29 protein-coding genes are annotated in these 26,709 nt (G+C 42.0%); 25 read left to right on the forward strand and 4 right to left on the reverse strand.

Features of this window, described 5'->3' with window-relative positions; genetic code table 11:
* Positions 1-12: 12 nt before the first annotated feature.
* The 7 genes from bcd (at position 13) to ACTJJQ_RS05490 (ending at position 7,320) form a co-directional block, all read left to right on the forward strand.
* On the forward strand, positions 13-1,107 hold the full coding sequence (bcd, locus tag ACTJJQ_RS05460; RefSeq protein ID WP_024718888.1) for a branched-chain amino acid dehydrogenase: 1,095 nt from the start codon (positions 13-15) through the stop codon (positions 1,105-1,107).
* Between the two features lie 33 nt (positions 1,108-1,140).
* Positions 1,141-2,262: a butyrate kinase gene (gene buk, locus ACTJJQ_RS05465; protein WP_440600005.1), complete on the forward strand. Its 1,122-nt coding sequence runs from the start codon at positions 1,141-1,143 to the stop codon at positions 2,260-2,262.
* A complete protein-coding gene (lpdA, locus tag ACTJJQ_RS05470; protein ID WP_440600006.1) occupies positions 2,252-3,676 on the forward strand; it encodes a dihydrolipoyl dehydrogenase in 1,425 nt (474 codons plus the stop codon). The genes buk and lpdA overlap by 11 nt, the downstream gene beginning before the upstream one ends.
* A gap of 17 nt (positions 3,677-3,693) precedes the next feature.
* Positions 3,694-4,686 carry a thiamine pyrophosphate-dependent dehydrogenase E1 component subunit alpha gene (locus ACTJJQ_RS05475; protein WP_039955993.1) on the forward strand — a complete coding sequence of 331 codons (993 nt, stop codon included), beginning with the start codon at positions 3,694-3,696 and terminating at the stop codon, positions 4,684-4,686.
* Positions 4,687-4,698: 12 nt separating this feature from the next.
* Positions 4,699-5,682: an alpha-ketoacid dehydrogenase subunit beta gene (locus ACTJJQ_RS05480; protein ID WP_007501148.1), complete on the forward strand. Its 984-nt coding sequence runs from the start codon at positions 4,699-4,701 to the stop codon at positions 5,680-5,682.
* A gap of 19 nt (positions 5,683-5,701) precedes the next feature.
* A complete protein-coding gene (locus ACTJJQ_RS05485; RefSeq protein ID WP_440600007.1) occupies positions 5,702-6,958 on the forward strand; it encodes a dihydrolipoamide acetyltransferase family protein in 1,257 nt (418 codons plus the stop codon).
* 68 nt (positions 6,959-7,026) lie between these two features.
* The gene (locus tag ACTJJQ_RS05490; RefSeq protein ID WP_008342236.1) at positions 7,027-7,320 is read left to right on the forward strand and encodes a YesK family protein; all 294 of its coding nucleotides are present in this window, start codon (positions 7,027-7,029) and stop codon (positions 7,318-7,320) included.
* Between the two features lie 14 nt (positions 7,321-7,334).
* Here the strand turns inward: ACTJJQ_RS05490 and ACTJJQ_RS05495 are convergent, their stop codons facing one another.
* On the reverse strand, positions 7,335-8,228 hold the full coding sequence (locus ACTJJQ_RS05495) for a YegS/Rv2252/BmrU family lipid kinase (protein ID WP_440600008.1): 894 nt from the start codon (positions 8,226-8,228) through the stop codon (positions 7,335-7,337).
* A 167-nt stretch (positions 8,229-8,395) separates the two neighbouring features.
* Between ACTJJQ_RS05495 and ACTJJQ_RS05500 the strand changes: the two genes are divergently transcribed.
* The 6 genes from ACTJJQ_RS05500 to ACTJJQ_RS05525 all read left to right on the forward strand — a co-directional run bounded on the left by ACTJJQ_RS05500 (position 8,396) and on the right by ACTJJQ_RS05525 (position 12,916).
* The gene (locus tag ACTJJQ_RS05500) at positions 8,396-8,833 is read left to right on the forward strand and encodes a BrxA/BrxB family bacilliredoxin (RefSeq protein WP_007501138.1); all 438 of its coding nucleotides are present in this window, start codon (positions 8,396-8,398) and stop codon (positions 8,831-8,833) included.
* Positions 8,834-9,029: 196 nt separating this feature from the next.
* Positions 9,030-9,794: a transporter substrate-binding domain-containing protein gene (locus tag ACTJJQ_RS05505; RefSeq protein WP_440600009.1), complete on the forward strand. Its 765-nt coding sequence runs from the start codon at positions 9,030-9,032 to the stop codon at positions 9,792-9,794.
* Between the two features lie 125 nt (positions 9,795-9,919).
* Positions 9,920-10,573 (forward strand): amino acid ABC transporter permease, encoded by a 654-nt coding sequence (locus tag ACTJJQ_RS05510; RefSeq protein WP_008342239.1) that lies wholly within the window; start codon positions 9,920-9,922, stop codon positions 10,571-10,573.
* Positions 10,566-11,288 (forward strand): amino acid ABC transporter ATP-binding protein, encoded by a 723-nt coding sequence (locus ACTJJQ_RS05515; protein WP_008342240.1) that lies wholly within the window; start codon positions 10,566-10,568, stop codon positions 11,286-11,288. The genes ACTJJQ_RS05510 and ACTJJQ_RS05515 overlap by 8 nt, the downstream gene beginning before the upstream one ends.
* Positions 11,289-11,400: 112 nt before the next feature.
* Positions 11,401-12,354, forward strand: a complete 954-nt coding sequence (locus ACTJJQ_RS05520; protein WP_007501130.1) for an aromatic acid exporter family protein — start codon at positions 11,401-11,403, stop codon at positions 12,352-12,354.
* Positions 12,355-12,406: 52 nt separating this feature from the next.
* The gene (locus ACTJJQ_RS05525) at positions 12,407-12,916 is read left to right on the forward strand and encodes a L,D-transpeptidase (RefSeq protein ID WP_440600010.1); all 510 of its coding nucleotides are present in this window, start codon (positions 12,407-12,409) and stop codon (positions 12,914-12,916) included.
* A gap of 39 nt (positions 12,917-12,955) precedes the next feature.
* Here ACTJJQ_RS05525 and prli42 read toward each other — a convergent pair whose 3' ends face one another.
* Complete coding sequence (prli42, locus tag ACTJJQ_RS05530; RefSeq protein WP_017357951.1) at positions 12,956-13,048, reverse strand: stressosome-associated protein Prli42; 93 nt, start codon at positions 13,046-13,048, stop codon at positions 12,956-12,958.
* 101 nt (positions 13,049-13,149) lie between these two features.
* Here prli42 and mce point away from each other — a divergent pair, with 101 nt between their 5' ends.
* From mce to ACTJJQ_RS05550, 4 genes are read left to right on the forward strand one after another with little or no spacing between them, the layout of a single operon-like run.
* Complete coding sequence (gene mce / locus ACTJJQ_RS05535; RefSeq protein WP_035702812.1) at positions 13,150-13,572, forward strand: methylmalonyl-CoA epimerase; 423 nt, start codon at positions 13,150-13,152, stop codon at positions 13,570-13,572.
* Positions 13,565-15,028 (forward strand): acyl-CoA carboxylase subunit beta, encoded by a 1,464-nt coding sequence (locus ACTJJQ_RS05540; protein WP_046343931.1) that lies wholly within the window; start codon positions 13,565-13,567, stop codon positions 15,026-15,028. The genes mce and ACTJJQ_RS05540 overlap by 8 nt, the downstream gene beginning before the upstream one ends.
* A gap of 16 nt (positions 15,029-15,044) precedes the next feature.
* On the forward strand, positions 15,045-16,166 hold the full coding sequence (locus ACTJJQ_RS05545) for a M20/M25/M40 family metallo-hydrolase (protein ID WP_440600011.1): 1,122 nt from the start codon (positions 15,045-15,047) through the stop codon (positions 16,164-16,166).
* Between the two features lie 14 nt (positions 16,167-16,180).
* Positions 16,181-16,645 carry a chemotaxis protein CheW gene (locus tag ACTJJQ_RS05550; protein WP_008342245.1) on the forward strand — a complete coding sequence of 155 codons (465 nt, stop codon included), beginning with the start codon at positions 16,181-16,183 and terminating at the stop codon, positions 16,643-16,645.
* Positions 16,646-16,771: 126 nt separating this feature from the next.
* Here ACTJJQ_RS05550 and ACTJJQ_RS05555 read toward each other — a convergent pair whose 3' ends face one another.
* Positions 16,772-17,590, reverse strand: a complete 819-nt coding sequence (locus tag ACTJJQ_RS05555) for a membrane protein insertase YidC (protein ID WP_007501121.1) — start codon at positions 17,588-17,590, stop codon at positions 16,772-16,774.
* 25 nt (positions 17,591-17,615) lie between these two features.
* On the reverse strand, positions 17,616-17,897 hold the full coding sequence (locus ACTJJQ_RS05560) for a hypothetical protein (protein WP_008342247.1): 282 nt from the start codon (positions 17,895-17,897) through the stop codon (positions 17,616-17,618).
* 120 nt (positions 17,898-18,017) lie between these two features.
* Between ACTJJQ_RS05560 and ACTJJQ_RS05565 the strand changes: the two genes are divergently transcribed.
* The 8 genes from ACTJJQ_RS05565 to ACTJJQ_RS05600 all read left to right on the forward strand — a co-directional run bounded on the left by ACTJJQ_RS05565 (position 18,018) and on the right by ACTJJQ_RS05600 (position 26,665).
* Positions 18,018-19,274, forward strand: coding sequence for a DNA polymerase IV (locus ACTJJQ_RS05565; protein ID WP_440600012.1), 1,257 nt, complete (start codon positions 18,018-18,020; stop codon positions 19,272-19,274).
* Positions 19,275-19,372: 98 nt separating this feature from the next.
* Positions 19,373-20,782, forward strand: a complete 1,410-nt coding sequence (gndA, locus tag ACTJJQ_RS05570; RefSeq protein ID WP_025207592.1) for an NADP-dependent phosphogluconate dehydrogenase — start codon at positions 19,373-19,375, stop codon at positions 20,780-20,782.
* A gap of 255 nt (positions 20,783-21,037) precedes the next feature.
* Positions 21,038-21,883 (forward strand): GRP family sugar transporter, encoded by an 846-nt coding sequence (locus tag ACTJJQ_RS05575; protein ID WP_024718904.1) that lies wholly within the window; start codon positions 21,038-21,040, stop codon positions 21,881-21,883.
* A gap of 13 nt (positions 21,884-21,896) precedes the next feature.
* The gene (locus ACTJJQ_RS05580) at positions 21,897-22,682 is read left to right on the forward strand and encodes an SDR family oxidoreductase (RefSeq protein WP_100325338.1); all 786 of its coding nucleotides are present in this window, start codon (positions 21,897-21,899) and stop codon (positions 22,680-22,682) included.
* A gap of 573 nt (positions 22,683-23,255) precedes the next feature.
* Entirely contained in the window at positions 23,256-23,567 is a 312-nt protein-coding gene (locus tag ACTJJQ_RS05585) for a PTS sugar transporter subunit IIB (RefSeq protein ID WP_017367558.1), read from the forward strand.
* A gap of 3 nt (positions 23,568-23,570) precedes the next feature.
* Positions 23,571-23,903, forward strand: coding sequence for a PTS lactose/cellobiose transporter subunit IIA (locus tag ACTJJQ_RS05590; protein WP_017357943.1), 333 nt, complete (start codon positions 23,571-23,573; stop codon positions 23,901-23,903).
* A gap of 25 nt (positions 23,904-23,928) precedes the next feature.
* The gene (gene celB, locus ACTJJQ_RS05595; protein ID WP_007501108.1) at positions 23,929-25,275 is read left to right on the forward strand and encodes a PTS cellobiose transporter subunit IIC; all 1,347 of its coding nucleotides are present in this window, start codon (positions 23,929-23,931) and stop codon (positions 25,273-25,275) included.
* Entirely contained in the window at positions 25,259-26,665 is a 1,407-nt protein-coding gene (locus ACTJJQ_RS05600) for a glycoside hydrolase family 1 protein (protein ID WP_440600013.1), read from the forward strand. The genes celB and ACTJJQ_RS05600 overlap by 17 nt, the downstream gene beginning before the upstream one ends.
* Positions 26,666-26,709: the final 44 nt, after the last annotated feature.

Genomic DNA, 26,709 nt, shown 5'->3' on the forward strand with positions numbered 1-26,709 from the left:
GAGGAATAGAAAATGGAACTTTTTAAATATATGGAACGATACGATTATGAACAGCTTGTATTTTGTCAGGATGAACAGTCTGGTTTAAAAGCCATCATTGCCATTCATGATACAACACTTGGGCCAGCACTCGGCGGAACAAGAATGTGGACATATGAAAATGAAGAAGCAGCTATCGAAGATGCCTTGCGTCTTGCAAGAGGTATGACTTATAAAAATGCGGCGGCAGGGCTTAACCTTGGCGGCGGTAAAACGGTCATCATTGGTGATCCGAGAAAAGAAAAAAATGAAGAAATGTTCCGTGCTTTTGGCCGTTACATTCAAGGATTAAATGGCCGTTATATCACTGCTGAAGATGTCGGTACAACGGTAGAAGATATGGATCTTATCCATGAAGAAACAGACTTTGTCACAGGCATCTCTCCTGCATTTGGTTCTTCAGGAAACCCATCTCCAGTGACTGCTTACGGTGTATATAAAGGCATGAAAGCAGCTGCAAAAGCAGCATTCGGTACAGATTCATTAGAAGGAAAAACAATTGCCGTTCAAGGTGTTGGAAACGTGGCTTACAACCTATGTAAACACCTGCATGAAGAAGGCGCACAGCTTATCGTTACTGATATCAACAAAGACTCAGTTCAGCGAGCTGTAGAAGACTTCGGTGCAAAAGCGGTAGACCCTGATGATATTTATGATCAAGAATGTGATATTTACGCACCATGTGCACTCGGTGCAACCATTAACGATGTGACGATTCCTAAATTAAAGGCAAAAGTCATTGCAGGTGCAGCGAATAACCAGCTGAGAGAAACACATCATGGAGATCTTATTCATGAAATGGGCATTGTGTACGCACCGGATTATGTGATCAATGCAGGCGGTGTGATTAACGTTGCAGATGAGCTTTATGGCTATAATGCCGATCGTGCAATGAAAAAAGTAGAAGGCATTTACCAAAACATTGAGCGAGTGATTGAAATCTCTAACCGTGATGCCATTCCAACTTATAAAGCGGCAGACCGATTGGCTGAAGAGCGGATTGAAAGAATGCGCAAATCAAGAAGCCAATTCCTGCAAAATGGTCAACATATTTTAAGTCGTCGCTAAATGGATGAATGAGTTGAAACGGAGGTTTTGTTTTTGCTGACAAAAGAATGGCGTATACTCACTATTAATCCTGGCTCTACTTCAACAAAAATCGGTGTGTTTCATAATGAACGATCTATTTTTGAAACGACATTAAGACATACAGATGAGGAAATCAAGCAGTTTCCTCATATCATTGATCAATTTTCATTTCGTAAAGAAACCATTTTGAAAACACTGCATGAACAGGGGATGAACATCTCAAAGTTTGATGCAGTTTGCGCACGCGGTGGTCTTCTTCGTCCGATTGAAGGTGGCACATATGAAGTAAATGAGCAAATGGTTGAAGATCTAAAAGAAGGGTATGCTGGCCAGCACGCCTCTAATCTAGGCGGAATCATTGCCCGAGAAATTGCACTTGGTCTTAACATCCCAGCTTTTATTGTTGATCCCGTAGTCGTAGATGAACTACAGCCGATTGCTCGTATTTCAGGACTGCCAACAATTGAGCGGAAAAGCATTTTTCATGCGTTAAATCAAAAAGCAGTCGCAAGAAAAACGGCTGCTTCGTTTGGAAAACGTTATGAAGATTTGAACATGATCATTACCCATATGGGCGGCGGAATTACGATTGGTGTACATCAAAAAGGAAAAGTCATTGATGTGAATAACGGTCTTCATGGCGAGGGTCCTTTCAGCCCAGAGCGGGCAGGTACTCTTCCAACAGGTGACCTTGTTAATTTATGCTTTTCTGGTGAATATTCGCAAGAGGAAATGCTCAAACGCATTATTGGCGAAGGCGGTCTTGCAGGCTATCTTGGTACGACAGATGCAGTAAAAGTAGAGCGAATGATTGAAACAGGCGATGAGCGTGCGGCGCTTATTTATGAAGCGATGTGCTATCAAATCGCCAAAGAAATCGGTGCGGCTAGTGCGGTCTTAAAAGGAGCTGTAGACGTCATTGTGTTAACAGGCGGCCTTGCCTACAGCAAACAAATTACGTCAAGCATTAGAGGATACATTGACTGGATTTCAGATGTTGTTGTGTACCCAGGCGAAAATGAATTGCAATCCTTAGCAGAAGGGGCGCTTCGCATTTTAAAAGAAGAAGAATCACCAAAAGAATACCCAAATGATCAAAAGGCGGAGAAAGGAGTGACAAGTCATGGCAACTGAATATGACCTCGTCATTCTTGGTGGAGGCACAGGCGGCTATGTAGCGGCCATTCGTGCCTCTCAACTTGGATTGAAAACAGCAGTCGTAGAAAAATCAAAGCTCGGTGGAACATGTCTTCATAAAGGCTGTATTCCATCTAAAGCGCTGCTTAGAAGTGCAGAAGTCTATCAAACGGTCAAACGTGCCGCTGATTTTGGCATTGAAGCAAGCGGAATTGCCTTACAATTTGCAAGCGTACAAAAAAGAAAAACAGAGATTGTCGACAAATTAGCAGGCGGCGTCAAACACTTAATGAAACAAGGAAAAATTGATGTATACGAAGGAATAGGCCGTATCCTAGGCCCTTCGATTTTTTCGCCAATGCCAGGCACCATCTCGGTAGAAATGGCGAATGGTGATGAAAATGAAATGCTGATTCCTAAGCAAGTCATCATTGCGACTGGATCAAGACCGCGCGTCCTACCCGGACTTGAAGCAGATGGAACACACATCCTTACATCAGACGAAGCACTTGAACTGCAAGAACTCCCTCAGTCCATGCTGATTGTCGGCGGAGGCGTGATTGGAATCGAATGGGCTTCTATGCTCAATGATTTTGGCGTAAAAGTCACAGTGATCGAATTTGCAGATCGCATTTTGCCAACAGAGGATCAAGATATTTCTAAAGAAATGGAAAAGCTTTTGACGAAGAAAGGGATTACCTTAGTGACAAATGCGAAGGTTCTGCCAGATACTGCCGAAAAGCATGAGAATTTGGTCAAGATCCAAGTGGAACAAGGTGGAGACACTCAGTCGTTTGAAGCAGAGAAACTGCTTCTTTCAGTTGGCCGAGTGCCAAACGTGGAAGGCATAGGACTTGAAAACACGGACATTCAGACAGAAAAGCAAGGCATTGTCGTGAATGAGCATTATCAAACGAAAGAGTCGCATATTTACGCAATAGGTGATGTCATTGGCGGTCTTCAGCTGGCGCATGTCGCATCACATGAAGGCATGATTGCAGTAGAACATATGGCTGGTCAAGATCCAAAGCCGCTTGATGAAACGCTCGTGTCTAAATGTGTGTACTCTCACCCAGAAACCGCTAGTGTTGGACTGACTGAACAGGCGGCAAAAGAGCAAGGCTACGAAGTCAAGATTGGGAAGTTTCCCTTCATGGCCATCGGAAAAGCGCTTGTATTTGGAGAGTCTGATGGATTTGTCAAAATCATTGCTGACCAAAAGACAGATGATATCTTAGGGATTCATATGATTGGTCCTCATGTAACAGATATGATATCTGAAGCTGGATTAGCCAAAGTATTAGATGCAACTCCGTGGGAAGTGGGGCAGACGATCCACCCGCACCCAACCTTGTCAGAAGCAATTGGCGAGGCAGCACTGGCTGTTGACGGAAAGGCGATCCATTTTTAATCAAGGAGGGAAACATGATGAGTAACATGCGTCATCAGGAATTAGGATTATCAGATGAACAAGCGATTGACATATATAGAACCATGCTTTTAGCAAGAAAAATTGATGAACGGATGTGGCTTTTAAACCGTTCTGGAAAAATTCCATTCGTCATCTCTTGTCAAGGACAGGAAGCGCAGCAAGTCGGTGCCGCTTTTGCCCTCAATAGGGAAGAGGATTACGTTTTACCTTATTACCGTGATATGGGGGTTGTCCTTGCATTTGGGATGACGGCGAAAGATTTGATGATGTCTGGTTTTGCGAAAAAAGACGATCCAAACTCAGGCGGGAGACAGATGCCAGGTCATTTTGGGCAAAGATCAAACCGAATTGTGACTGGATCATCACCTGTGACAACACAGGTTCCTCATGCGGTTGGCATCGCACTTGCCGGGCGTCTAGAGCAAAAGAATTTTGTTAGCTTTGTTACGTTCGGTGAAGGTTCTTCAAACCAAGGAGACTTCCACGAAGGCGCCAACTTTGCTGCGGTGCATAAGCTGCCTGTTATTTTCATGTGTGAAAACAATAAGTATGCGATTTCTGTCCCGTATGACAAACAAGTGGCATGTGAGCGTATTTCAGATCGTGCAATAGGGTACGGAATGCCTGGTGTGACGGTTGATGGAAATGATCCGCTTGAAGTGTATGCAGCGGTCAAAGAAGCGAGAGACCGTGCGGCAAGAGGCGAAGGACCAACATTGATCGAAACCATTTCTTACCGGTTAACTGCGCATTCAAGTGATGACGATGATTCTAGCTATCGAGAAAAGGAAGAAGTGCTCGAAGCAAGAAAGAAAGATCCGCTCATTCAATATGAAACGTACTTAATCGAAGGAAATGTCATGAGTTCTGAAATGAAAGAAGACATGACCAAAGAAATCATGCAAATCGTAAACGAAGCCACTGATGAAGCGGAAAATGCAGCTTATGCCGATGCAGAAAGCGCACTTCGTTACGTGTATGCGGAGTAAGGGGGAAGAAAAATGCCTGTTATGTCATATATAGACGCTATTACACTAGCGATGAAAGAAGAAATGGAGCGAGATCCGAAAGTGTTTGTGCTCGGAGAGGATGTCGGGAAAAAAGGCGGCGTATTTAAAGCAACAGCGGGTCTTTACGAGCAATTTGGAGAAGCACGCGTCATGGATACGCCTCTTGCCGAATCAGCGATTGCAGGTGTAGGTATTGGGGCTGCTATGTATGGAATGCGTCCGATCGCGGAGATGCAATTTGCGGATTTTATTATGCCAGCCATCAACCAAATCATTTCAGAGGCTGCAAAAATTAGATATCGTTCCAATAATGATTGGAGCTGCCCAATGGTCATTCGTGCTCCTTACGGGGGCGGCGTACACGGGGCGCTTTATCATTCACAATCGGTCGAAGCCATTTTTGCCAATCAGCCAGGCTTAAAGATTGTGATGCCTTCTACACCTTATGATGTCAAAGGGTTGTTAAAAGCCGCAGTGCGTGATCCAGATCCTGTATTGTTCTTTGAACACAAACGTGCATACCGTCTCATTAAAGGAGAAGTGCCTGAAGAGGATTATACGCTTCCTATTGGAAAAGCGGATGTGAAACGAGAAGGCGATGACATTACGGTCATTACATATGGCCTTTGTGTTCATTTTGCCCTCCAAGCAGCAGAGCGCCTTGCGAAGGACGGAATTTCTGCTCATATTCTCGATTTACGTACAGTGTACCCGCTTGATCAAGAAGCGATTATTGAAGCGGCATCAAAAACAGGGAAAGTACTCTTGTTAACAGAAGATACAAAAGAAGGAAGCATCATGAGTGAAGTAGCTGCCATCATTTCAGAGCACTGCTTGTTTGATTTAGATGCGCCTATTAAACGTCTAGCAGGACCTGATATCCCTGCAATGCCTTATGCACCGACAATGGAGAAATTCTTCATGGTTAATCCGGATAAGGTAGAAGCTGAAATGAGAGAACTAGCGGCGTTTTAAGAAAGAGGAGGGTTTCAAAGTGGCAACTGAACAAATGAAAATGCCTCAGCTTGGTGAAAGTGTAACAGAAGGAACCATTAGCAAATGGCTCGTTTCACCTGGTGATCATGTGAATAAATACGATCCGATTGCGGAAGTCATGACAGATAAAGTAAATGCAGAGGTTCCGTCATCCTTTACAGGAACAATCACTAAACTAGCGGCTGCAGAAGGTGATACACTTCAAGTAGGAGAAGTGTTTTGTGAAATTGAAGTAGAAGGCAGTGCGCAGCAGAGTGCGAAAATAGAAGAGGCGCCTGCGCAAGATGAAGCACCAGCACCTGACCAAACAAATGTGGATCAGAGTCAAAAGAAACGATACTCTCCGGCAGTCCTGCGTTTAGCAGATGAGCACGGAATTGATTTAGCGACTGTTCAAGGAACGGGAGCTGGCGGCAGAATCACAAGAAAAGATTTGCTGAAGCTTATCGAAAGTGGAGGCGTAAAAGAAACGGCAGCACCTGTGAGTGAAGGTACGGGTCAAACAGAACCTGCAAAGCCGTCACAAGCAAAAGCGGCTCCTTCCATCTCTTCAATGCCTGGAGATGTTGAACTGCCGGTCACGCCGATTAGACAGGCGATTGCCGCAAACATGCTAAGAAGCAAGCATGAAATTCCACATGCCTGGACGATGATGGAAGTGGATGTGACAAACCTTGTGACAAGAAGAAATCAGCTAAAAGATCAATTCAAAGCAAAAGAAGGCTTTAATTTGACGTTCTTTGCATTCTTTGTCAAAGCAGTGGCTCAGGCCTTAAAGGAATTCCCTGAAATGAACAGCATGTGGGCTGGTGATAAAATTGTTCAAAAGAAAGCGATCAATGTCTCCATTGCTGTTGCGACAGATGACGCTCTTTTTGTCCCAGTGATTAAAGATGCGGATGAGAAAACGATTAAGGGAATCGCCAAAGAAATTCATGAACTTGCTTTCAAGGTCAGACAAGGCAAACTGAAGCAAAGTGACATGGAAGGCGGCACTTTTACTGTGAACAACACAGGATCATTTGGTTCGGTTCAATCAATGGGGATTATTAACTATCCGCAAGCAGCCATTTTACAAGTAGAATCTATTGTAAAGCGCCCGATGATTGTAAATGGAATGATTGCCGCAAGAGATATGGTGAATCTTTGTCTTTCATTAGATCATAGAGTACTCGATGGTCTTGTATGCGGTAGATTCCTGCAAAGAATCAAACAAATTCTTGAAGGCATTGACGAAGAGACGTCCGTCTATTAAGCTCATTTATATGTCCCCTTCTCACAATGAGAGGGGGATTTCCATATCAATCAGAAAGGAGCGATGAGATGTCTGGACTAGATTTTTTTGCTTTTCTTACGATCGGTCTGATGTTTATCACAGCCATTGCGTTCGCTTTTCTTCGGTATATTTCCAAATCACGCAATCATCCTGAACGCTTACTGCTCATCATATCGATCGTTTCAATCATTCAAATCGCCTATTGCTTGTTGATGATAGGAGGATTTAAAGGAGTCGCCAATAGTTTATTAGGCATTTCCCTTCTGATAGGTACACTGCTAGGGTATGCACTTGAATATTTATACAGACGTTATATCAAAAAAACGCCCGCATCGAAATGATGCAGGCGTTTTCTTTATTCTGCCGGAACGATAAAGGTCAAATGCTGTTTTAATACTTCAAGGGAAGAAGGAGCGGTCATGTATACTTCACCATCTGTATCTGCATCCATTTCCTCTTTAGTATGAATATGAATGCGGGATGCTTGTATAAGAGACAGGTCACCTTTAAAATCCTCTAGCTCTTCGCGGTTCATTGAAAAAATCTCTTTTAAAGCAGAGAAACTCGTATTTCTGCAAATTAAAATTTCGGCTTTTCCATCATCAATTGAAGCATTTGGCAGATCTATTTTATTTGTACCGATAAAGTGCCCATTCATGACAAGGACAATCACAGCTTCTTCTTCCCAGTTTTCCTCTTCGGTTTCAATGCGTACGTAGAAAGGTTCTGTCTGCTGAAGGGTTCGAAGAGCGCTCGTGAAGTAGCTGATTTTTCCGAGGACAGCTTTTTCTTTATCATTAATATTGTTTGAGGTATCTGCGATGAGACCAATCCCCCAAAAATTTAAAAGGTATCGATCCTCTGTTTTGATTAAATCGACCTTTTTTTCAGTGCCATCTATCACCATTTGAGCGGCCTTTGGCATCTGCTGAGGGATGCCCAGCGTTCTAGAAAAGTCATTGCACGTCCCGCCAGGTAAGATCGCTACAGTCGGCCTTTTTTCTAAACCGCCAATTCCATTCATACATTCATGGACGGTTCCGTCTCCGCCAAGTATAATCAGCAATTCAACCGACTCATCCATTTCACGACAGAAATGATAGGCATCATTCGGCTGTTTTGTAGGCTTAAGGATGAGTTCATCAATATGTAAAGAAAGAAGAGGTACTGTTTGACCTAGTGTTTTTTCCATGTTTTTTTGTCCAGCATTTCCGTTATAAATGAGTATCGCTTTTTTGAATTGTGCCATCACGCAGTTCTCCCTTTCATCACTTTACTATCACTTTTCCCCAATTCCACAGGTCATAAACGACGTTTGAAAAAAGTGAAGGGGGCGAAACAAGACATTTGCCCGCCGGCGTTTTCCTTGATATGATGTAGTTAAAATGGTTTGGTACGTAGAAGGAGTGGACGGTTATGAATATTGATTTTAATTTATTTATGAATGATATTGTTAAACAAGCACGAGAAGAGATTAAACAGGCAGGTTATACGGAACTGACAACAGCTGAAGAAGTCGATGAAGCGCTGACGAAAAAAGGAACGACACTTGTCATGGTGAATTCAGTGTGCGGCTGTGCAGGCGGTATTGCTAGACCAGCGGCTGGTTATTCTGTTCATTACGATAAGCGTCCAGATCAATTGCTCACAGTGTTTGCTGGACAGGACAAAGAAGCAACCGCAAGAGCACGTGAATACTTTGAAGGCTTCCCGCCATCTTCACCATCATTTGCTCTATTAAAAGACGGGAAAATCATTAAAATGGTCGAACGTCACGAAATCGAAGGACATGAACCGATGGAAGTGGTGTCAAAACTTCAAGCCGCTTTCGATGAGTATTGCGAAGAAGTGTAACATGTTACTTTTGAATGAATCATTTAGAGGCAGTCCGGTCTTTTGATCGGTCTGTTTTTTTGTTTTATATGACATAAGAATCAAAATAATTTTAGCAAAATACTATTGCATATCAAAAAGAAAGTGTTTAAAATACATTATAGTGAATAAATATTCAAATCTACTCATGATTGTAAATACTAGGAGGCATTATCATATGAAAAAGTGGTTATTATTACTTATGACAGCTGGTCTTGCAGCTGTATTAGCAGCATGCGGAACTTCTTCTAATAATTCAAACGCATCAGGAGACGACAAAACACTCATTATGGCGACTTCAGCAGATTATCCGCCATTTGAATCAAAAGACGGTGATAAAATTATCGGTTTTGATGTCGACCTTGCTACAGCTCTAGCGAAAAAGAACGGCTACAAGCTAGAAATTCAAGATATGGACTTTGCAAGCCTTGTGTCAGCTCTTAAAACAAATAAAGCTGATATTGTGCTTGCAGGCATGACACCTACTGAAAAGCGTAAAAAACAAGTTGATTTCTCAGATGTTTACTACAACGCTGAAAACTTGGTTGTATCAAAAAAATCTAGCGGTATAAAAACAGAGAAAGATTTAAAAGACAAAACGGTTGGCGTTCAATTAGGTTCTATCCAGCAAGATGAAGCAAACGGATTGCAAAAGAAATATAACTTAACGGTTGAAGATCGTAATAAAATCTCTGATATCATTCAAGAAATTAAAGCAGGCCGTTTTGATGCAGCCATTATTGAAGATAAAGTAGCGGCTGGCTACTTGAAAAAGGAAAAAGATTTCCAAGCATTTGGATTGAATAGCTCAAACGAAGGTTCAGCCATTGCATTCAAAAAAAATAGCGACTTAACAGCGAAATTCAATAAATCATTAAAAGAAATGAAGGATAATGGCGAACTTGATAAACTCATTAAAAAATGGTTTGCTGATGAAAAGTAAGTCAGGAAAAGGATCAGCGTCATTCATGAAAATCAAGTAGAAAGCGCTGAAAAGTTCAACATGTGTTGAACTTTTTTCCTGTTTATTCTTTAATTTTATCTGAAGGAAAAAAGGAGAATATCATGATGGATTTTAAAGATGTAATACCTCAGATGCCCTTTATTTTAGAAGGTCTTAAAGTAACGCTTTCTATTGTTGTGGTATCACTGTTCCTTGGTTTTATTTTAGGAATCTTATTAACGCTCTGTAAAATTAGTGTATTTAAGCCGCTTATCTGGCTTGCCGATTTTTATACGTCAATCTTCCGAGGCACACCGCTTGTGCTTCAGCTTTTGATTATTTATTTTGGTCTTCCCCAGCTGCTCGGCTTTCAAATTGATCAATACTGGGCTGCTGTAGCCGCCTTTTCACTAAACTCGGCGGCGTACGTTTCTGAGATCATTCGTGCGGGAATCAATGCCATTGATAAAGGGCAAAAAGAAGCAGCCGTTGCTTTAGGTATCCCGTATGCTAAAATGATGAAGGACTTATTGCTTCCGCAAGCATTCAAAAATATTTCCCCAGCACTAGTGAACGAAACGATTACACTGACAAAAGAATCAGCGATTGTCACAGTCATTGGACTGGGCGATGTCATGAGACGAGCCTATCAAGCAGGTGCCGTCACCTATAACTATCTTGAACCGCTTATTTTTGCGGGTCTCATCTATTATGTCATCGTGCTTATTCTTACCTTCGTCGGCAAATCGGTGGAAAGGAAGTTAAAATCAAATGATTAAAATAGAGAAACTCACAAAATCTTTCGGTAAAAATGAAGTGTTGAAAGGGATTGATACCACGATTAAAGAAGGCGAAGTGGTAGCTGTCATCGGGCCGTCTGGTTCAGGAAAATCAACATTTCTTCGCTGTATTAACTTACTTGAAAAACCGACTTCTGGAGTGATTACGATTCAGGGGACGGAAATTACCAATCCAAAAACAAATGCACTAAAAGTGCGCGAGAATATTGGTATGGTGTTTCAACATTTTCATTTATTCCCGCACAAAACAGTGCTAGAAAATATTACGTATGCGCCAATGAATGTAAAGAACCAATCGAAGGAAGACAGCATCAAGCAGGCAGAGGATCTTTTAAAAAAGGTCGGACTTTTAGAGAAAAAAGATGATTATCCGAATCGGTTGTCAGGTGGTCAAAAGCAACGTGTCGCCATTGCACGTGCCCTTGCGATGACACCAGACATCATGCTTTTTGACGAGCCGACGTCTGCTCTTGATCCAGAAATGGTAAAGGAAGTATTAGAGGTCATGAAAGAGCTCGCTCAATCTGGGATGACGCTGATGATCGTCACACATGAAATGGGCTTTGCAAAAGAAGTGGCAGACCGTGTGATCTTTATGGATGATGGGAAAATTGTAGAGGATGCAAATCCTGTAGAATTCTTTGAATCTCCGTCTTCACAGCGTGCTCAAGATTTCTTGCAAAAAATATTATAATGAAAAAAACGAGGGGGAGACTTAACATCTCCTTCTTTTTTTGATTATAATGGGGAAAGTAAAAAAAAGTTCATCATTTCACAAAAGTAGACAGAAAAGAGTGAATCACATCATGTTTAAAATCGGCTACCGAACGCTGAAAACAGCATTAGGAACAGCTCTAGCCATTTACATTGCACAAATGCTCGGTCTGCAAAACTATTCAGCTGCCGGCATTATTACGATCCTTTGTATTCAGGTGACGAAAAAAAGGTCACTCCTCGCATCTGGGGCCCGCTTTGCCGCATGCAGTCTTGCCATCTTATTTTCTTATTTGTTTTTTGATCTGATTGGGTATCATCCTTTCGTCATTGGACTGATGCTGCTCGTCTTTATTCCAACAACGGTCTTGCTTCGGATTAAAGAAGGGATTGTCACAAGTTCAGTGATCATCCTTCATTTGTATATGTCTGGAGGCATTACGCTTCATCTCATCTGGAATGAGCTTTTACTTATCACCATTGGTGTAGGGGTCGCACTCATTATGAACCTGTATATGCCTAGCGTTGATAAAAAGCTGAAACAATACAGTGAACAAATTGAAGCGAATTTTGCGAAAATCTTTGAAGAAATCGAGCAATATTTAATGACCGGAAAACAAGACTGGACAGGAAAAGAAATACCAGAGACGCATCAATTGATTAAAGAAGCGAAAGCTCTTGCATACCGTGATGTTGAAAATCATGTCTTAAGACATGAAAATCTGTATTATCATTATTTCAACATGAGACAAAAGCAATTTGAAATCATTGAGCGGGTGCTTCCGAAAATTACGTCCATATCTGTTACAACGGAGCATGGGCAAATCATTGCAGAATATATTAGAGATTTACGAGAACATATTCACCCAGGGAACACGGCGCATAAGTTCTTAAGACGCCTGATTGATATGAAAGAAGAGTTTGATGCACTGCCGCTTCCGCAAACACGTGAAGAATTTGAGGCTAGAGCCGCACTCTTTCATTTTCTCGGAGAAATGGAACAATATTTGGTGCTGAAAAGCTATTTTAAAGGGATGAAAGAATAAAGACGCATGAGTTCCTCCTTCATTGGTCAATCTAATGAAAAAGGAGGAGCCTATGCGTCTTTTATTTTATACTGTGCTGACCATGTCCCTTTCACCCATCTGGCCGCTCGGGCAAAACCCGCTTCCAGGAGACCCGTATGTCATTATTAATAAACAAACGAACGAGCTTGCGTATATTGATCATGGGGAAATTCAAAAAGTCTACCCGGCTTCTACTGGCAAAACAGCTGATTTAACGCCAGAAGGTGAATTTACGATTATGATCAAAGCGAAAGATCCTTATTACAGAAGAAAAAATATTGAAGGCGGTGCGAAGAATAACCCACTCGGCCGAAGGTGGATTGGATTTGATGCGCTAGGAACCGACGGGAGAACCTATGGCATTCATGGAACAAGTGATGAGACATCGATAGGGAAATTTATTACGGCAGGCTGTGTACGTCTTCATAATCAAGATGTAGAACGGCTATTTGATCAGCTTCCAGTTGGTACAAAGGTATGGATCACGACATCAAGCGATGCATTTGAAAAACTGGCCAAAGACAAACAGGCCATTCGTTAAAAAACGAATCACCTGCTTGTCTGCTTTTTTATCAACACTTTATAAAAAGGCTGCCGCTCCTGCTAAAAGTGAAGAAATTAACAGTAAGCTAATCATGAGCAATACCATAAATTTCATGAATTTCTGAGACATATCGCACCCCTATAATCAAATGTTTTTGCGACGAGCGCACCTTTCTTTATTCTAGCTCGTTTTTACGCAGGCGACAAGTGATGTACAAAGGAAGTGAACGGATGAATCAAATCGATCATATAGCCATTGCCGTTTTCTCAATTCAAAAAACAGCACGTACGTTCTCTAGGCTGTTTAACTGGGAATTTTCAGACATAGAAGTACTTCCGAATCAAGGGGTCAAAGTATCTTTTGCTTCCCTAGGTGATCTGCACATTGAGTTGATTGAACCGATGGAGGATCACAGCACATTACATACCTTTTTAATAAAAAGAGGAGAGGGGCTTCATCATATTGCATTAAAGTCAGGTGACATTCAGGCTGATCTCAGTCAACTTGAGGAGCTCGGCATGCAGCTCATTCAAAAGGGCGCACAAAATGGTGCGAACGGAAATCGCATTGCGTTTATTTCACCAAAAGAAACGTCAGGTGTGCTAATTGAATTGTGTGAACCTTTGAAAGGAGAGAAACAGGAAGATGCATGAATCGTTCAATGACTTGTCTGAATGGCGCGAGAAAGCTTTAAGGGGCGGCGGTGAAAAACGAGCAGCAGCTCACCGAAACAAAGGAAAGCTGACTGTTCGGCAGCGGCTTCATGAACTTCTTGATGAAGGCAGCTTTATGGAAATTCAGTCATTTGCTAAAGGCTGCCGCTCAGAACATTTAGGGGATGGCGTTGTCACTGGGACGGGACTGATTCATGGGAGACAAGTAGGCGTTTATGCACAAGATGCGACCGTGTACGGGGGTTCGCTAGGGGACATGCATGCGAAAAAAATAGCGGCTTTAATGGATTTGGCTGCTAAAAATCAAATGCCTGTTATCGGTCTAAAAGACTCAGGTGGTGCGAGAATTCAAGAGGGTGTGGTATCATTAGAGGGATACGGTCAGATTTTTAAACGGAATGTGCTGTACTCTGGTCAAATTCCGCAAATATCCGTTATTTTAGGCTCCTGTGCGGGAGGTGCAGTTTATTCACCTGCACTGACGGATTTTGTATTCATGACGGAGCAAACAGCTCATATGTTTTTAACTGGACCGAAAGTGATAGAAAAAGCAACAGGAGAGACGGTCTGTCCTGACCGGCTTGGAGGTGCAGCAGTTCAGCATCAAACAAGCGGGAATGTGCACTATACAGGGAAAGATGAGAGAGACGTGTTAAAAGCAGTTCGAACGCTTTTAACGTACATACCAACGAAACGACGGCCTGTCATTCATCGTAAGGTGCAAAAGCATGATGCGAGCGATCTTGGGAACATCTTGCCAAAGGAGCCATCACGTACTTATGATGTCAAACAAGTGGTGACAGCGATCACCGACCACGGCTCATTTTTTGAAACGCAGCGTTGTTTCTCCAAAAATATCGTCACAGGTTTTGCCAGATTACAAGGGTCTTCCATTGGTCTTGTAGCCAATCAGCCTAAGGTGCTGGCAGGAAGCCTTGACCTCGATGCTGCTGATAAAGCGGCTCGGTTTATTCGATTTTGCGATGCATTTCATATTCCCATTTTAACCCTTGTGGACGTTCCTGGTTTTTTGCCAGGTGAGAAAGCTGAGCATGCAGGCATTATCCGCCACGGCGCAAAGCTTCTGTATGCGTATGCTGAGGCGACCGTTCCAAAAATCACTGTGATTTTGAGAAAGGCGTTTGGCGGCGCATACGTTGCGATGAATAGTAAGGGATTAGGTGCTGACTTTGTATATGCATGGCCAGAGGCAGAAATTGATGTCATGGGAAAATCGTTTGCAGACGAAATTGTTCATCCTGCTTTGCGTGAGGTGGACAATGAACCTAGTGTCATGAAGGCAGCACAATTAGGATTAATCGACGATATTTTAATGCCAGATGAAACGAGAGAGCGGCTCATTCGCTCATTTGACCTGCTTCGCAGTAAGGAAGAAGATAGACCGTTAAAAAAGCATGGAAACATGCCGCTATAAGAGGAGGAGCTTCATCATGATCAATGAGAAACGCTTATTAGACGAATTTTTAGAACTTGTACAAATCGATTCAGAAACGAAACATGAAGAAAAAATTGTTGAAGTCCTAAAAGAGAAATTTACTGGTTTAGGGCTTAATGTAGTTGAAGATGATTCAAAAGAGACAACCGGCCATGGAGCAGGCAATCTTATTTGCACACTTGAAGGGAATCAAGAGGCAGATACGATTTATTTTACTTCTCATATGGATACAGTTGTACCAGGTAATGGTGTTAAGCCAGTCATTGAAGAAGGCTATGTCAAGACAGATGGCACAACCATTCTTGGTGCTGACGATAAAACAGGGCTTGCTGCAATGTTTGAAGCGATCCGTGTCCTAAAAGAGAAAAATTTACCGCATGGCAAGATTGAATTTGTCATTACAGCTGGTGAAGAATCAGGACTTGTAGGAGCAAAAGCGTTAGATCCGAAACTGATGACAGCAAAATATGGTTATGCCCTTGATTCAGATGGCAAGGTCGGTACCATTATCGTGGCTGCGCCAACACAGGCGAAAGTACGCGCAACCATTTACGGAAAGACAGCTCACGCAGGTGTGGCACCAGAAAAAGGCGTTTCTGCGATTACGATTGCATCAAAAGCGATCGCCAGCATGCCGCTTGGCCGTATTGATGAAGAAACAACGGCGAATATCGGCCGTTTTGAAGGTGGAACACAAACGAATATTGTCTGTGATCAAGTGGATATTCTGGCAGAGGCGCGTTCTTTAGAACCGGCAAAAATGGAAGCACAAGTAGCAAAAATGAAAGCAGCCTTTGAAAAAACCGCTAAAGAAATGGGCGGAAGTGCCGATGTACAAATTGACATCATGTATCCAGGCTTTAAATTCTCACACGGCGATCAAGTCGTTGAAGTGGCGAAAAAAGCGGCTGCGAAAATTGGCCGCCCTTCAGAACTACAGACAAGCGGGGGAGGCAGTGATGCAAACGTCATTGCTGGAAATGGCATCCCAACTGTCAACCTAGCTGTTGGATATGAAGATATTCATACGAAAAATGAGAAAATGCCGATTGAAGAATTAGTCAAGACAGCTGAAATGGTTCTCGCCATTATCGAAGAAACGACAAATCCATCGTAAAGGCAGGAGACTCTGTGAGCACGCAAAAGATCATTATTTTCCAAGTGGGACAAGAGGATTTTGGTATCAGCGTAGAGCATATACGCTCGATTGAGAAGGTCCCTTATTTACAAGAAGTATCGAACCTTCCAAAAGAGATTAAAGGACTCATGTCGTTAAGAGGAGAGGTCATTCCAGTCAGTGACACAGGTGTCATGCTGCACGGAAAACCTCTGGATGTAACCGAACAGTCTAAGGTTCTACTATTTGAATTAAACGATCAAATGATTGGCTGCCTTGTTTCTGATGCAAAAGATATCATTGATATCGAGCTAAGTGAGATCAAGCCATTTCATATGAACACAAAAGCATCTGAATATTTCTTCGGCGTCGTTGAGAGAGAGAACAAGATGATTTTACAAGTGGACCCTAATAAGTTTCTAGGGAAAATTGAGGATCTTGATCAATTGCCTGAGCGATTGAAAGAGGAATTGGCATAAACAAAGGCCCCTTATCCATGGATAAGGGGTCATTTTGCGTGCCGGAGCTCACGAATCTTTTATTTGTTGCGCTCTACAGAAGACAAATATAGCCCCCTTATCATGTTTAGGTAAGGGGGCTATCATTTATTCAGCTGCTGGGTTAATTGAATCGTTTGCCGCAGCTTTTGTTTTTGATTTTTGGTACATCACATTTAAAATAATCGTTTGAATGGTGAGTAAAAGTCCACTTGTCATCCAATATAAAGGAAGAGCAGCGGGAGCATTAATTGATAGAAACAGCATCATGACTGGGAAAATCATGCCCATGATTTTTGCTTGTTTCAGTGCAGCTTCTGTTTGGGTGCCTGATTGCTTTGCGAATTTTTGTGTGACATAAAATTGCAAGAAATACATGGCCCCTGCAAAGATTGCCACCAAAAGATCAGTTTGTCCTAAGTTAAACCATAAGAACGAATGCGTTGCGATCTCAGGTGTTGAGCGAATTGCCGAGTAAAAGCCAAGAACAATTGGGATTTGAATCAGCATCGGCAGACAGCCCATTGCCAGCGGGTTCACATTGTTGTCTTTATATACTTTCATCATTTCCATTTGCAGTTCTTTTTGTTTTTCAGGTTCTTTCGTTTTTTTCAATTTGCTTTGTATTTGGTCAATCTGAGGTTTAACGAGTGCCATTTTCTCTTGCATCACTCTCTGCTTTTTAAATTGGTTTGCAAAAAGCGGGAAAATAAGCAGCCGGACAATCAATGTCACGAACATAATGGATAAACCGTAGTCATCATGGAAAAAGTTCGCAAGCCAGATAATCAACTCAGAAAAAGGCTGAACAAAATAATGATGGAAAAACCCATCAGAGCTTGTATTTGTTTGCGCACTCGCAGCAAATGCCGGTGACGCTACCATCATCAAAAATAAAGTCGTACAAATAGTCAATAAACGTTTCAATTCGTTTCCTCCTCAATAATAAAATCTAATAAGAGAGAGGAAGCGAATGGTCTTCATCATCATTTGATGATCTTTTCATTCGAATGACTTTACTAATCCAAGTTGTAATGCGATCATATATGATAAACAGAAAGTCTGTTCGATTCAAACAAGATGCATCCAACTCTTCTAAACGATGTCCTCCGAGGTGCTCGTTCATTCGGCAGTCTTTTAATAAGAAAGCAATACCAATGGCGGTCAGCGCTGGAAGAATAATCGTAAAGAATTCAACAAGGAAAAAGACTTCATTGAATGTATCAATAATCATGATTATCACATCCATTTCATTACTCACAGTGTACTATACACCATATGAAATGTCTAATGGAACAAACAGGTGAAATCACGGTGAAGTGAAGGAAAGTAGATCACCTAAGGAGGCAAGCAAATGGCTGATTCTCAAAAGAAAGGGCGAATCATTTTTCATATTGATATGAATAGTTTTTATGCATCGGTAGAAATGGCGTATGATCCTTCTTTGAGAGGGAAACCTTTAGCCATTAGCGGAAATGCAAAAGAGCGCAAAGGCATAGTTGTAACCTGCAGCTACGAGGCAAGAGCACTCGGGGTGAAGCCGCCGATGCCACTTTGGGAAGCGAAGCGGCTATGTCCGGGACTGATTGTGCGTACACCCAACTTCGACCGGTACCGCAGCTCCTCACAAGAAATGTTTACTATACTAAGAGAATATAGTGACTTAGTTGAACCCGTTTCAATTGATGAAGGCTATATTGATTTAACCGATACACCTTATGCTGAGCATGCCGTGAAAACCGCTCATGATATTCAAACGAGGCTCGTAGAAGAGCTCATGCTTCCATCGAGTATTGGCATTGCACCGAATAAATTTCTAGCGAAGATGGCGTCTAATTGGAAAAAGCCAATGGGCATTACCATTTTGCGTAAACGAGATGTCCCGACAATGCTCTGGCCGCTCCCTGCAGGTGACATGCATGGGGTTGGACAGAAAACGGCAGATAAGCTGAAAACCATCGGAATTCATACAATTGAAGATTTAGCGAAAGCGAATGCATATGCGCTGAAAGAGTTATTAGGCATCAATGGACCGAGGTTAAAGCAAAAAGCAAACGGAGAGCATGACGGCATTGTCGACCCAGAAAGAATATACGAATTTAAATCTGTCGGCAATTCTTCCACTCTTCCTCACGATTCTGATGATACAGATGAACTCGTCTCATTAATAGAAAAACTGTCGCAATCGGTGAGTGCCAGATTACGAAGAAAAGAAGTGATGGCGAACCGGCTGCTCATTATGATTCGGTATGCAAGCTGGAAAAATATCACACGGAGCGTCACACTCACGAATCCAACTGATCGAAAGGAAGATCTTTTTGAGGCGGCAAAGCAGCTATTCCTAAAGCATTGGAATGACCAGCCAGTAAGACTTTTAGGGGTGACGGGGACCGATCTTGTGGAACGAAAATCAGCCGTCAAGCAGCTTGATTTATTCTCTTATACAGAAGATGCAAAAGACGAACCGCTCCAATCTCTTTTAGACGGACTGCAAGAAAAATACGGTAAACCACTCATTCAAAGAGGAGTGACCATTAAGGAAAAAGAGAGCAAAACAAGTGGTACAAGTTTTAATAAAGACTTTTTTCAGGACGAAAGAGGAAATGACTAGCCTGAAAACTTGATAAAAGAGGTGATGTTGTGGTAATTTCAAAGGGTACATCATTTCAGCAGTAATCAATATAGTGTGTTAGAAGGGACGTCAGAATTATGTCAAAACAACAAATCGGTGTCGTTGGACTAGCCGTTATGGGGAAAAACCTTGCCCTAAATATTGAAAGCCGCGGTTTCTCCGTGTCCGTTTATAACAGATCTAGCAGCAAAACAGAAGAGTTTCTTCAAGAATCACAAGGGAAAAACGTTGTAGGCACATACAGCATTGAAGAATTTGTTCAATCGCTTGAAACGCCGCGTAAAATTCTTTTAATGGTAAAAGCGGGTGCAGCAACAGATGCAACCATTCAATCATTACTGCCTCACCTAGAGAAAGGTGACATTTTAATTGATGGTGGAAATACATATTACAAGGATACACAAAGACGTAACCAAGAGCTTGCGGAAAGTGGTATTCACTTCATTGGTACAGGTGTTTCTGGCGGTGAAGAAGGCGCACTTAAAGGTCCTTCTATCATGCCTGGCGGTCAAAAAGAAGCGCACGAGCTAGTGAAACCAATTTTAGAAGCCATCTCTGCGAAAGTAGATGGTGAGCCTTGTACAACGTATATCGGTCCAGATGGAGCAGGACATTATGTCAAAATGGTTCATAACGGTATCGAGTACGGAGACATGCAATTGATCTCTGAATCATACTTTATCTTGAAGCATGTCGCTGGTTTATCAGCAGGGGAGCTTCATGAAGTATTCTCAGAGTGGAATAAAGGCGAACTTGACAGCTACTTAATCGAAATCACAGCTGACATTTTCACAAAAGTGGACGAAGAAACGAACCAGCCGCTAGTAGATGTCATCTTAGATAAAGCTGGCCAAAAAGGAACTGGAAAATGGACAAGCCAAAGCTCACTTGATTTAGGTGTTCCGCTTCCGATCATTACGGAGTCTGTTTTCGCTCGTTTTATTTCTGCGATGAAAGATGAGCGTGTGGAAGCAAGTCAATTAATTCAAGGGCCTGAGCCAACTCAATCAGCTGAAGATAAACAAGCATTAATTGAAGCTGTTAGAAAAGCTCTCTTCATGAGTAAAATCTGCTCATATGCACAAGGTTTTGCGCAAATGAAAGCAGCGTCTGATGAGTATAACTGGGATTTGAAATACGGTGAAATTGCGATGATCTTCCGCGGTGGATGTATCATTCGTGCAGCCTTCCTGCAGCAAATCAAAGAAGCATATGACCGTAACCCTGAATTGAAAAACCTATTGCTTGATCCTTACTTCAAGGATATCGTAGAAAGCTATCAATCATCACTTCGTAAAGTGATTTCACTTGCAGTAGAACAAGGTGTTCCTGTTCCTTCATTCTCAAGTGCACTTGCTTACTTTGATAGCTATCGTACAGCTGTCCTTCCAGCTAACTTAATTCAAGCACAGCGTGACTACTTCGGCGCACATACGTATGAGCGCACAGATAAAGAAGGCGTCTTCCATACTGAATGGATGAAATAAGTATAAAACCTCAAAAGACCTTACCTTGGTAAGGTCTTAGATTGTTGACAAAGGGCTAAATTGAACTTGATTTTAGCCCTTTGTCTTCTTTTTAGCGTGATAGAAAACCTTTGCAGGACTGACACCGAATGCGAGGGTTTGTCTACACGCTGTGACCTTACCTTTGGTAAGGTCTTTTTTGTGTTTACATCTATTCGGCTAAAAATCCGAAAAAGAGGGATGCTAAGTAAAAAAGAACAGAAAGTAGGGATAGAAGTGGGCATTTTATATGCACTTCTCCCAGCGATATTTTGGGGAAGTATTGTTCTCATCAGTGTCAAACTTGGCGGGAATGCCTATCAGCAAACACTCGGCATTACCCTCGGCGCTTTTTTGTTTTCAATCGGCGCCTATTTGATCAAAATGCCGGAACTGACACCGCTTATTTTTGCGGTTTCCGTTATCTCTGGGATCTTTTGGAGTATTGGGCAAATGAATCAGCTTTCAAGTGTCGCCTTTCTAGGGGTGTCAAAGGCTGTTCCTTTATCAACGGGTATGCAGCTTGTGAGCACGACATTATTTGGTGTCATCGTCTTCAAAGAATGGCAAACCATGACGGTCATACTTATTGGTTCTTGTGCCATTTTATTTATTATTGCTGGCGTTGTCATGACATCCCTCGGTCAAAAAAAGAGTGGCGGGAACGAAGGCGGCAATTTTAAAAAGGGAATCATCATTTTGCTCATCTCAACCGTAGGCTACGTAGGATACGTCGTCATTTTAAGATGGTTTCATATAGATGGCTGGTCTGCGCTCGTTCCGCAATCTGTCGGCATGCTGCTTTCATCGTTAGCGATTAGTCTAAAGCAAGACCCGTTTAGCAAATATACGTTCAGAAATATCATTGCTGGTCTTGTGTGGTCGACAGGAAATCTAGGACTTCTTTTGGCGATTCCACTCATTGGCGTAGCAGTAAGTTTTTCCATGTCTCAAACAGGAATTGTCATCTCAACTTTAGGCGGTATTTATTTATTAAAAGAGAAAGCATCTAAAACAAGCTTTGTCATTGCAGGCTGCTTGATGATTATCGCAGGCGGTGTGCTACTAGGTTTTACAAAATAGGAGGTTTAAGCGAATGTATCCAGATTTGAAAGGAAAAACAGTTCTCATCACAGGAGCAGGTACAGGGATAGGTCAGGCGATGGCACGCCGGTTTGGACAAGAAAAAGCCAATGTAGTGATCAATTATTTCTCAGATAAAGAAAACCCGGACGACACGATTGCTGAGATTCAAAAAAGTGGCGGACAGGCTGTCAAAATTCAAGGGGATGTTTCAAAAGAAGAGGATATGAAGGCGATGATTGATCAAGCTGTCGATACATATGGCAGTCTTGATGTCATGATCAATAATGCAGGAATTGAAAATGAAGTTCCTTCAACTGAAATGACGCTAGATAACTGGAACAAAGTGATGTCCACCAATTTAACAGGTATGTTTTTAGGGTGCCGTGATGCATTAAAGTATATGACAGAACACGGGATCGAGGGGTCGATTATTAATATGTCGTCGGTCCATCAGCAAATTCCGTGGCCTCATTTTGTCCATTATGCAGCAAGTAAAGGAGGCGCCAAGCTTTTGACGGAAACGCTGGCACTAGAATATGCCCCTAAAAAAATTCGCGTAAACAGCATTGCACCAGGCGCAATTGATACCCCGATCAATGCCGAAAAATTTGATGATCCAGCATTGAAAAAGGGCGTCATTGAGCTGATACCGATTGGTTATATCGGAAAACCGGAAGAAGTGGCAGCATGTGCTGTCTGGCTTGCATCAAAAGAGGCGAGCTATGTGACAGGGTTGACGTTATATGTAGACGGCGGTATGACCAAGTACCCGGGATTCCAAGCAGGAAAAGGATAATCGTGATGATCACGGGCTGGGTCCAGAGGATAACACAACATCAAATTATGATCTAGTATGTGCATGTGAAGACTAATGAAAAGCGTGTGTATAAACATTCACACGCTTTTATCCGTTTATACGCCTTATTCAAATATGCTTGTTTCTTTTACAGGCTTTACCCAAATTTTGATTACAAAGATATGAATAGATTCGAAAAGTAGCAGCAAAAGACGTTTACCTATCCATCAAATTGAGTGGGAATAGCATCTGTTTCCATCTCGGGGCAGTTACTTCTCATGATTTATGGGTTTTTGAATGAGCTAAGTCATTAGCACTTATTTTAACAAAGTTCTCAAATCTTCTGAAGAAAAAGCTACTTTATGGTTCATTCGGAGAGTATTTTTTAAAAGAAAAGGGGTCTCGTTCATATCTGGATGAGATCTCTTTTGTTCTGAAAGCTTGATGTGAGTATTGATACGGTCATTTATGAAATAAAATACATACATATAAAATTAAATGTCTAGACATTTAAAAATAAAAATATATAATATTAACTGGAAGCGCTTTTATTACAACAATGGGGTGAGAGAAATGAAACGTATTTTATTAGCATGCAGTTCAGGTATGTCTACGAGTTTACTAGTCACAAAGATGAAGGCACATGCTGAGTCTATAGGGGAGGAAGCAGAGATTTGGGCAGTCGGACAAGACCAAGCGAAAAAAGAAATGGCACATGCCGATGTTGTATTAATTGGACCGCAAATGAGCTTTTTAAAAGGGGATCTTCAAAAAGAAGCTCAAAAATATGGGATTGAAGTAGAGGTCATCGATATGCAGGCGTATGGGCTAGCAGATGGACAAAAAGCGTATGAACAAGCGGTTTCATTGATGGGGGAATCTTAAAGGATGGAAAAGAAAACACTCGAAGGACTCACGGAAGAACAAATCAGTTTTCAATTGATCTTACACAGCGGAAATGCACGAAGCAAATTGCTTCAATCTCTTAAACAATTTAGAGAAGGTCATGAAACAGTAGCATCTGACCTTCTCAAAGAAGCGGAAGATGACTTGCGGAATGCACATGATATCCATTTTCAAATGGTACAGCAAGAGGCAAGCGGAGAAACGATTTCATTCTCCTTGCTGCTCATGCATGCCGAAGATCATTTCATGTCAACGATGACGATAAAAGAGCTTGTGGGAGAGCTCTTACCGATATTGCAATCACTGAAACAATAAAGGGTGTAAACAAGGGGGGAAACCAATGTTTGATAAAATAAGTGCGATTTTGGTTCCGATTGCTGGGAGATTGAACAACAATCGCTATCTAGGGGTATTAAGGGATGCCTTTATGCTTGCGTTCCCATTAACGATTTTTGGTTCCATCATGGTCGTATTAATGAATCTGCCATTTTTAGATAAGATCATGAGTCAAACAGCACTGGAAGGTGTTCAGTCTGCACTGAATATTGCACCTAGTGCGACCATCAGCATTATGAGTGTGTTTGTTGTATTTGGGATTGGCTACTATTTATCGAAAAGCTATGATGTGGAAGCTGTCTTTGGCGGTGTGATCGCTTTAGCCTCTTTTCTGCTCCTTACGCCATTTTTACTAGAACAAGAGGGCGGTGCATCCATTGCAGGCGTCATCCCAGTCGATCGTTTGGGCGCAAAGGGAATGTTCCTTGGAATGATCACAGGCTTTTTGTCTGCTGAAATTTATCGCTATTTTGTCCAAAAGAAATTTGTCATCAATATGCCGCAAGGGGTTCCGCCAGCTGTTTCTAAGTCTTTTGCTGCACTCATCCCGGCTACTTTGACACTCACAACCTTTTTACTGATCAATATCATCATTACACAAGGGTTCAAAACCAACATGCATGACTTGATTTACAATGCGATTCAGGCGCCGCTTGTCGGACTTGGAAGCGGTATCATTCCAACCTTGATCGCTATTTTCTTTATACAAATTCTTTGGTTCTTTGGGCTCCACGGCCAAATTATTATCAACTCTGTCATGGACCCGATTTGGAATACATTGTCCATTCAAAATCTAGAAAGCTACACAAAAACAGGTGAGGTTCCGAACATCATCAGCAAGCAGTTTATCGAAATCTATACAGTGGGTATGGGTGGAACCGGTATGACGCTGGCTGTTGTGTTTACGATTTTAATTTTTCTTAAAAGTAAGCAATTGAAACAAGTAGCAAAGCTCGGCTTAGGACCAGGATTATTTAACGTCAATGAACCCATTATCTTCGGTTTACCGATTGTGATGAACCCGCTTATTCTCATTCCATGGATTTTGGCGCCAATGGTGATTACTTGTATTTCTTATTTTGCGATGGCCGCAGGTATTGTGCCGCCTCCGACAGGCGTGAATATTCCATGGACAGTACCGATCTTTATTAGCGGAGTCATGGCAACAAATTCATTAGCGGGCGGTCTGCTTCAGCTGTTTAATTTAATGATTGTGTTTGTCATTTGGTTCCCGTTCCTAAAATTTATTGATCGTATGAATGTGAAAAATGAAAAAATAGTCACGACAGAAAAAACGAAACAAACAAACATCAAAGGTGAAGGAGACTCAATACATGTCGATGGAAACTAACAGTCAATCATATACATTTCCAGAAGATTTCTGGTGGGGATCTTCTGCCTCTGCTACGCAAACAGAAGGCAGTTATCCAGGAGATGGAAAGGGACCGAACATTTGGGATCACTGGTTTGAAAAAGAGCCGAATCGTTTTTTTCAGGGCGTCGGTCCAGGTGTGACCTCGCAATTTTATCGTAAATACAAAGAGGATATCCGCCTCATGAAGGAGATTGGGCACAACTCGTTTCGTCTATCTATATCATGGTCACGCCTTTTACCTGAGGGAAAAGGGGCTGTTAATGAAGAAGCTGTGGCTTTTTACAATGATGTGATCAATGAACTGATAGCGAGTGACATTGAACCGTTTGTGAACTTGTATCATTTTGATATGCCAATGGCGCTTCAGGAGACGGGAGGATGGGTAAACAGGCAGGTCGTAGAAGATTATGTCAGCTATGCGACATTGTGTTTTCAGCTATTTGGCGACCGGGTGAAAAAATGGTTTACCCATAACGAGCCGATTGTTCCTGTAGAGGGTGGATATATGTATAGCTTCCATTATCCAAACGAAGTTGATTTCCAAAAGGCAGTGCAAGTTGGATTTCATGAGATTTTATCAAATGCTAAGGCCATTGCGGCTTATAAAGAGATGAAGCAGGATGGGAAAATAGGCATTATCCTGAACCTTACTCCTTCGTATCCGCGAAGCCAGAATCCGCGGGATGTCGAAGCAGCTGAGATGGCTGACGCCTTCTTTAACCGGTCCTTCCTAGATCCAGCTGTGAAAGGACATTTCCCTGAAAAGCTAGTGGACGTGTTAAAGAAAGAAGGATTGATGCCGGCTATGGAGGAAGGAGACCTTGAACTCATTCAAGAGAACACGATCGACCTTCTCGGCATCAACTATTATCAGCCAAGAAGAGTGAAAGCAAAGGAACATATGCCTCACCCTGATGCACCATTTATGCCAGACCATTATTTCGATTCTTTTGAAATGCCGGGCAGAAAAATGAATGTGTACCGCGGCTGGGAAATCTATGAAAAGGGTATTTACGATATATTGAAAAAAGTCCAGACAGACTATGGGAATATTGAATGCTTTATTTCTGAAAATGGAATGGGTGTCGAAGGAGAAGAGCGGTTTCAGGATGAAGAAGGAATGATTCACGACGATTACCGCATTGATTTTATTTCTGAGCATCTTAAATGGGTGCATCAAGCCATTCAAGAAGGAAGTCATGTAAAAGGCTATCACCTGTGGACGTTTATGGATAATTGGTCATGGTCGAATGCCTATAAAAATCGCTATGGATTTGTCTCAGTGGACCTTGAGAAAGACGGGAAACGTACCATCAAAAAAAGTGGCTACTGGTTTCAATCGGTTTCAGAGAATAATGGTTTCTAATCAAGATACTTGCTCTTTCCTTGAAAAGGGCAAGTATTTTTCTT

This window comes from Bacillus sp. 22483 (assembly GCF_052044605.1).
GTDB classification, from domain to species: Bacteria; Bacillota; Bacilli; order Bacillales; family Bacillaceae; genus Bacillus; species Bacillus altitudinis.

Bases quoted from the DNA above. Each gene is read 5' to 3' on its own strand.
- ACTJJQ_RS05505 (WP_440600009.1), top strand. From the start codon at position 9,030: ATGAAAAAGTGGTTATTATTACTTATGACAGCTGGTCTTGCAGCTGTA.
- lpdA (WP_440600006.1), top strand. From the start codon at position 2,252: ATGGCAACTGAATATGACCTCGTCATTCTTGGTGGAGGCACAGGCGGC.
- ACTJJQ_RS05565 (WP_440600012.1), top strand. From the start codon at position 18,018: ATGGCTGATTCTCAAAAGAAAGGGCGAATCATTTTTCATATTGATATG.
- ACTJJQ_RS05540 (WP_046343931.1), top strand. From the start codon at position 13,565: ATGCATGAATCGTTCAATGACTTGTCTGAATGGCGCGAGAAAGCTTTA.
- celB (WP_007501108.1), top strand. From the start codon at position 23,929: ATGTTTGATAAAATAAGTGCGATTTTGGTTCCGATTGCTGGGAGATTG.
- mce (WP_035702812.1), top strand. From the start codon at position 13,150: ATGAATCAAATCGATCATATAGCCATTGCCGTTTTCTCAATTCAAAAA.
- ACTJJQ_RS05490 (WP_008342236.1), top strand. From the start codon at position 7,027: ATGTCTGGACTAGATTTTTTTGCTTTTCTTACGATCGGTCTGATGTTT.
- prli42 (WP_017357951.1), bottom strand. From the start codon at position 13,048: ATGTCTCAGAAATTCATGAAATTTATGGTATTGCTCATGATTAGCTTA.
- ACTJJQ_RS05495 (WP_440600008.1), bottom strand. From the start codon at position 8,228: ATGGCACAATTCAAAAAAGCGATACTCATTTATAACGGAAATGCTGGA.
- ACTJJQ_RS05475 (WP_039955993.1), top strand. From the start codon at position 3,694: ATGAGTAACATGCGTCATCAGGAATTAGGATTATCAGATGAACAAGCG.
- ACTJJQ_RS05515 (WP_008342240.1), top strand. From the start codon at position 10,566: ATGATTAAAATAGAGAAACTCACAAAATCTTTCGGTAAAAATGAAGTG.
- ACTJJQ_RS05500 (WP_007501138.1), top strand. From the start codon at position 8,396: ATGAATATTGATTTTAATTTATTTATGAATGATATTGTTAAACAAGCA.
- ACTJJQ_RS05525 (WP_440600010.1), top strand. From the start codon at position 12,407: ATGCGTCTTTTATTTTATACTGTGCTGACCATGTCCCTTTCACCCATC.
- ACTJJQ_RS05520 (WP_007501130.1), top strand. From the start codon at position 11,401: ATGTTTAAAATCGGCTACCGAACGCTGAAAACAGCATTAGGAACAGCT.
- ACTJJQ_RS05480 (WP_007501148.1), top strand. From the start codon at position 4,699: ATGCCTGTTATGTCATATATAGACGCTATTACACTAGCGATGAAAGAA.
- ACTJJQ_RS05545 (WP_440600011.1), top strand. From the start codon at position 15,045: ATGATCAATGAGAAACGCTTATTAGACGAATTTTTAGAACTTGTACAA.
- ACTJJQ_RS05510 (WP_008342239.1), top strand. From the start codon at position 9,920: ATGGATTTTAAAGATGTAATACCTCAGATGCCCTTTATTTTAGAAGGT.
- ACTJJQ_RS05585 (WP_017367558.1), top strand. From the start codon at position 23,256: ATGAAACGTATTTTATTAGCATGCAGTTCAGGTATGTCTACGAGTTTA.
- gndA (WP_025207592.1), top strand. From the start codon at position 19,373: ATGTCAAAACAACAAATCGGTGTCGTTGGACTAGCCGTTATGGGGAAA.
- bcd (WP_024718888.1), top strand. From the start codon at position 13: ATGGAACTTTTTAAATATATGGAACGATACGATTATGAACAGCTTGTA.
- ACTJJQ_RS05600 (WP_440600013.1), top strand. From the start codon at position 25,259: ATGTCGATGGAAACTAACAGTCAATCATATACATTTCCAGAAGATTTC.
- ACTJJQ_RS05580 (WP_100325338.1), top strand. From the start codon at position 21,897: ATGTATCCAGATTTGAAAGGAAAAACAGTTCTCATCACAGGAGCAGGT.
- ACTJJQ_RS05590 (WP_017357943.1), top strand. From the start codon at position 23,571: ATGGAAAAGAAAACACTCGAAGGACTCACGGAAGAACAAATCAGTTTT.
- ACTJJQ_RS05560 (WP_008342247.1), bottom strand. From the start codon at position 17,897: ATGATTATTGATACATTCAATGAAGTCTTTTTCCTTGTTGAATTCTTT.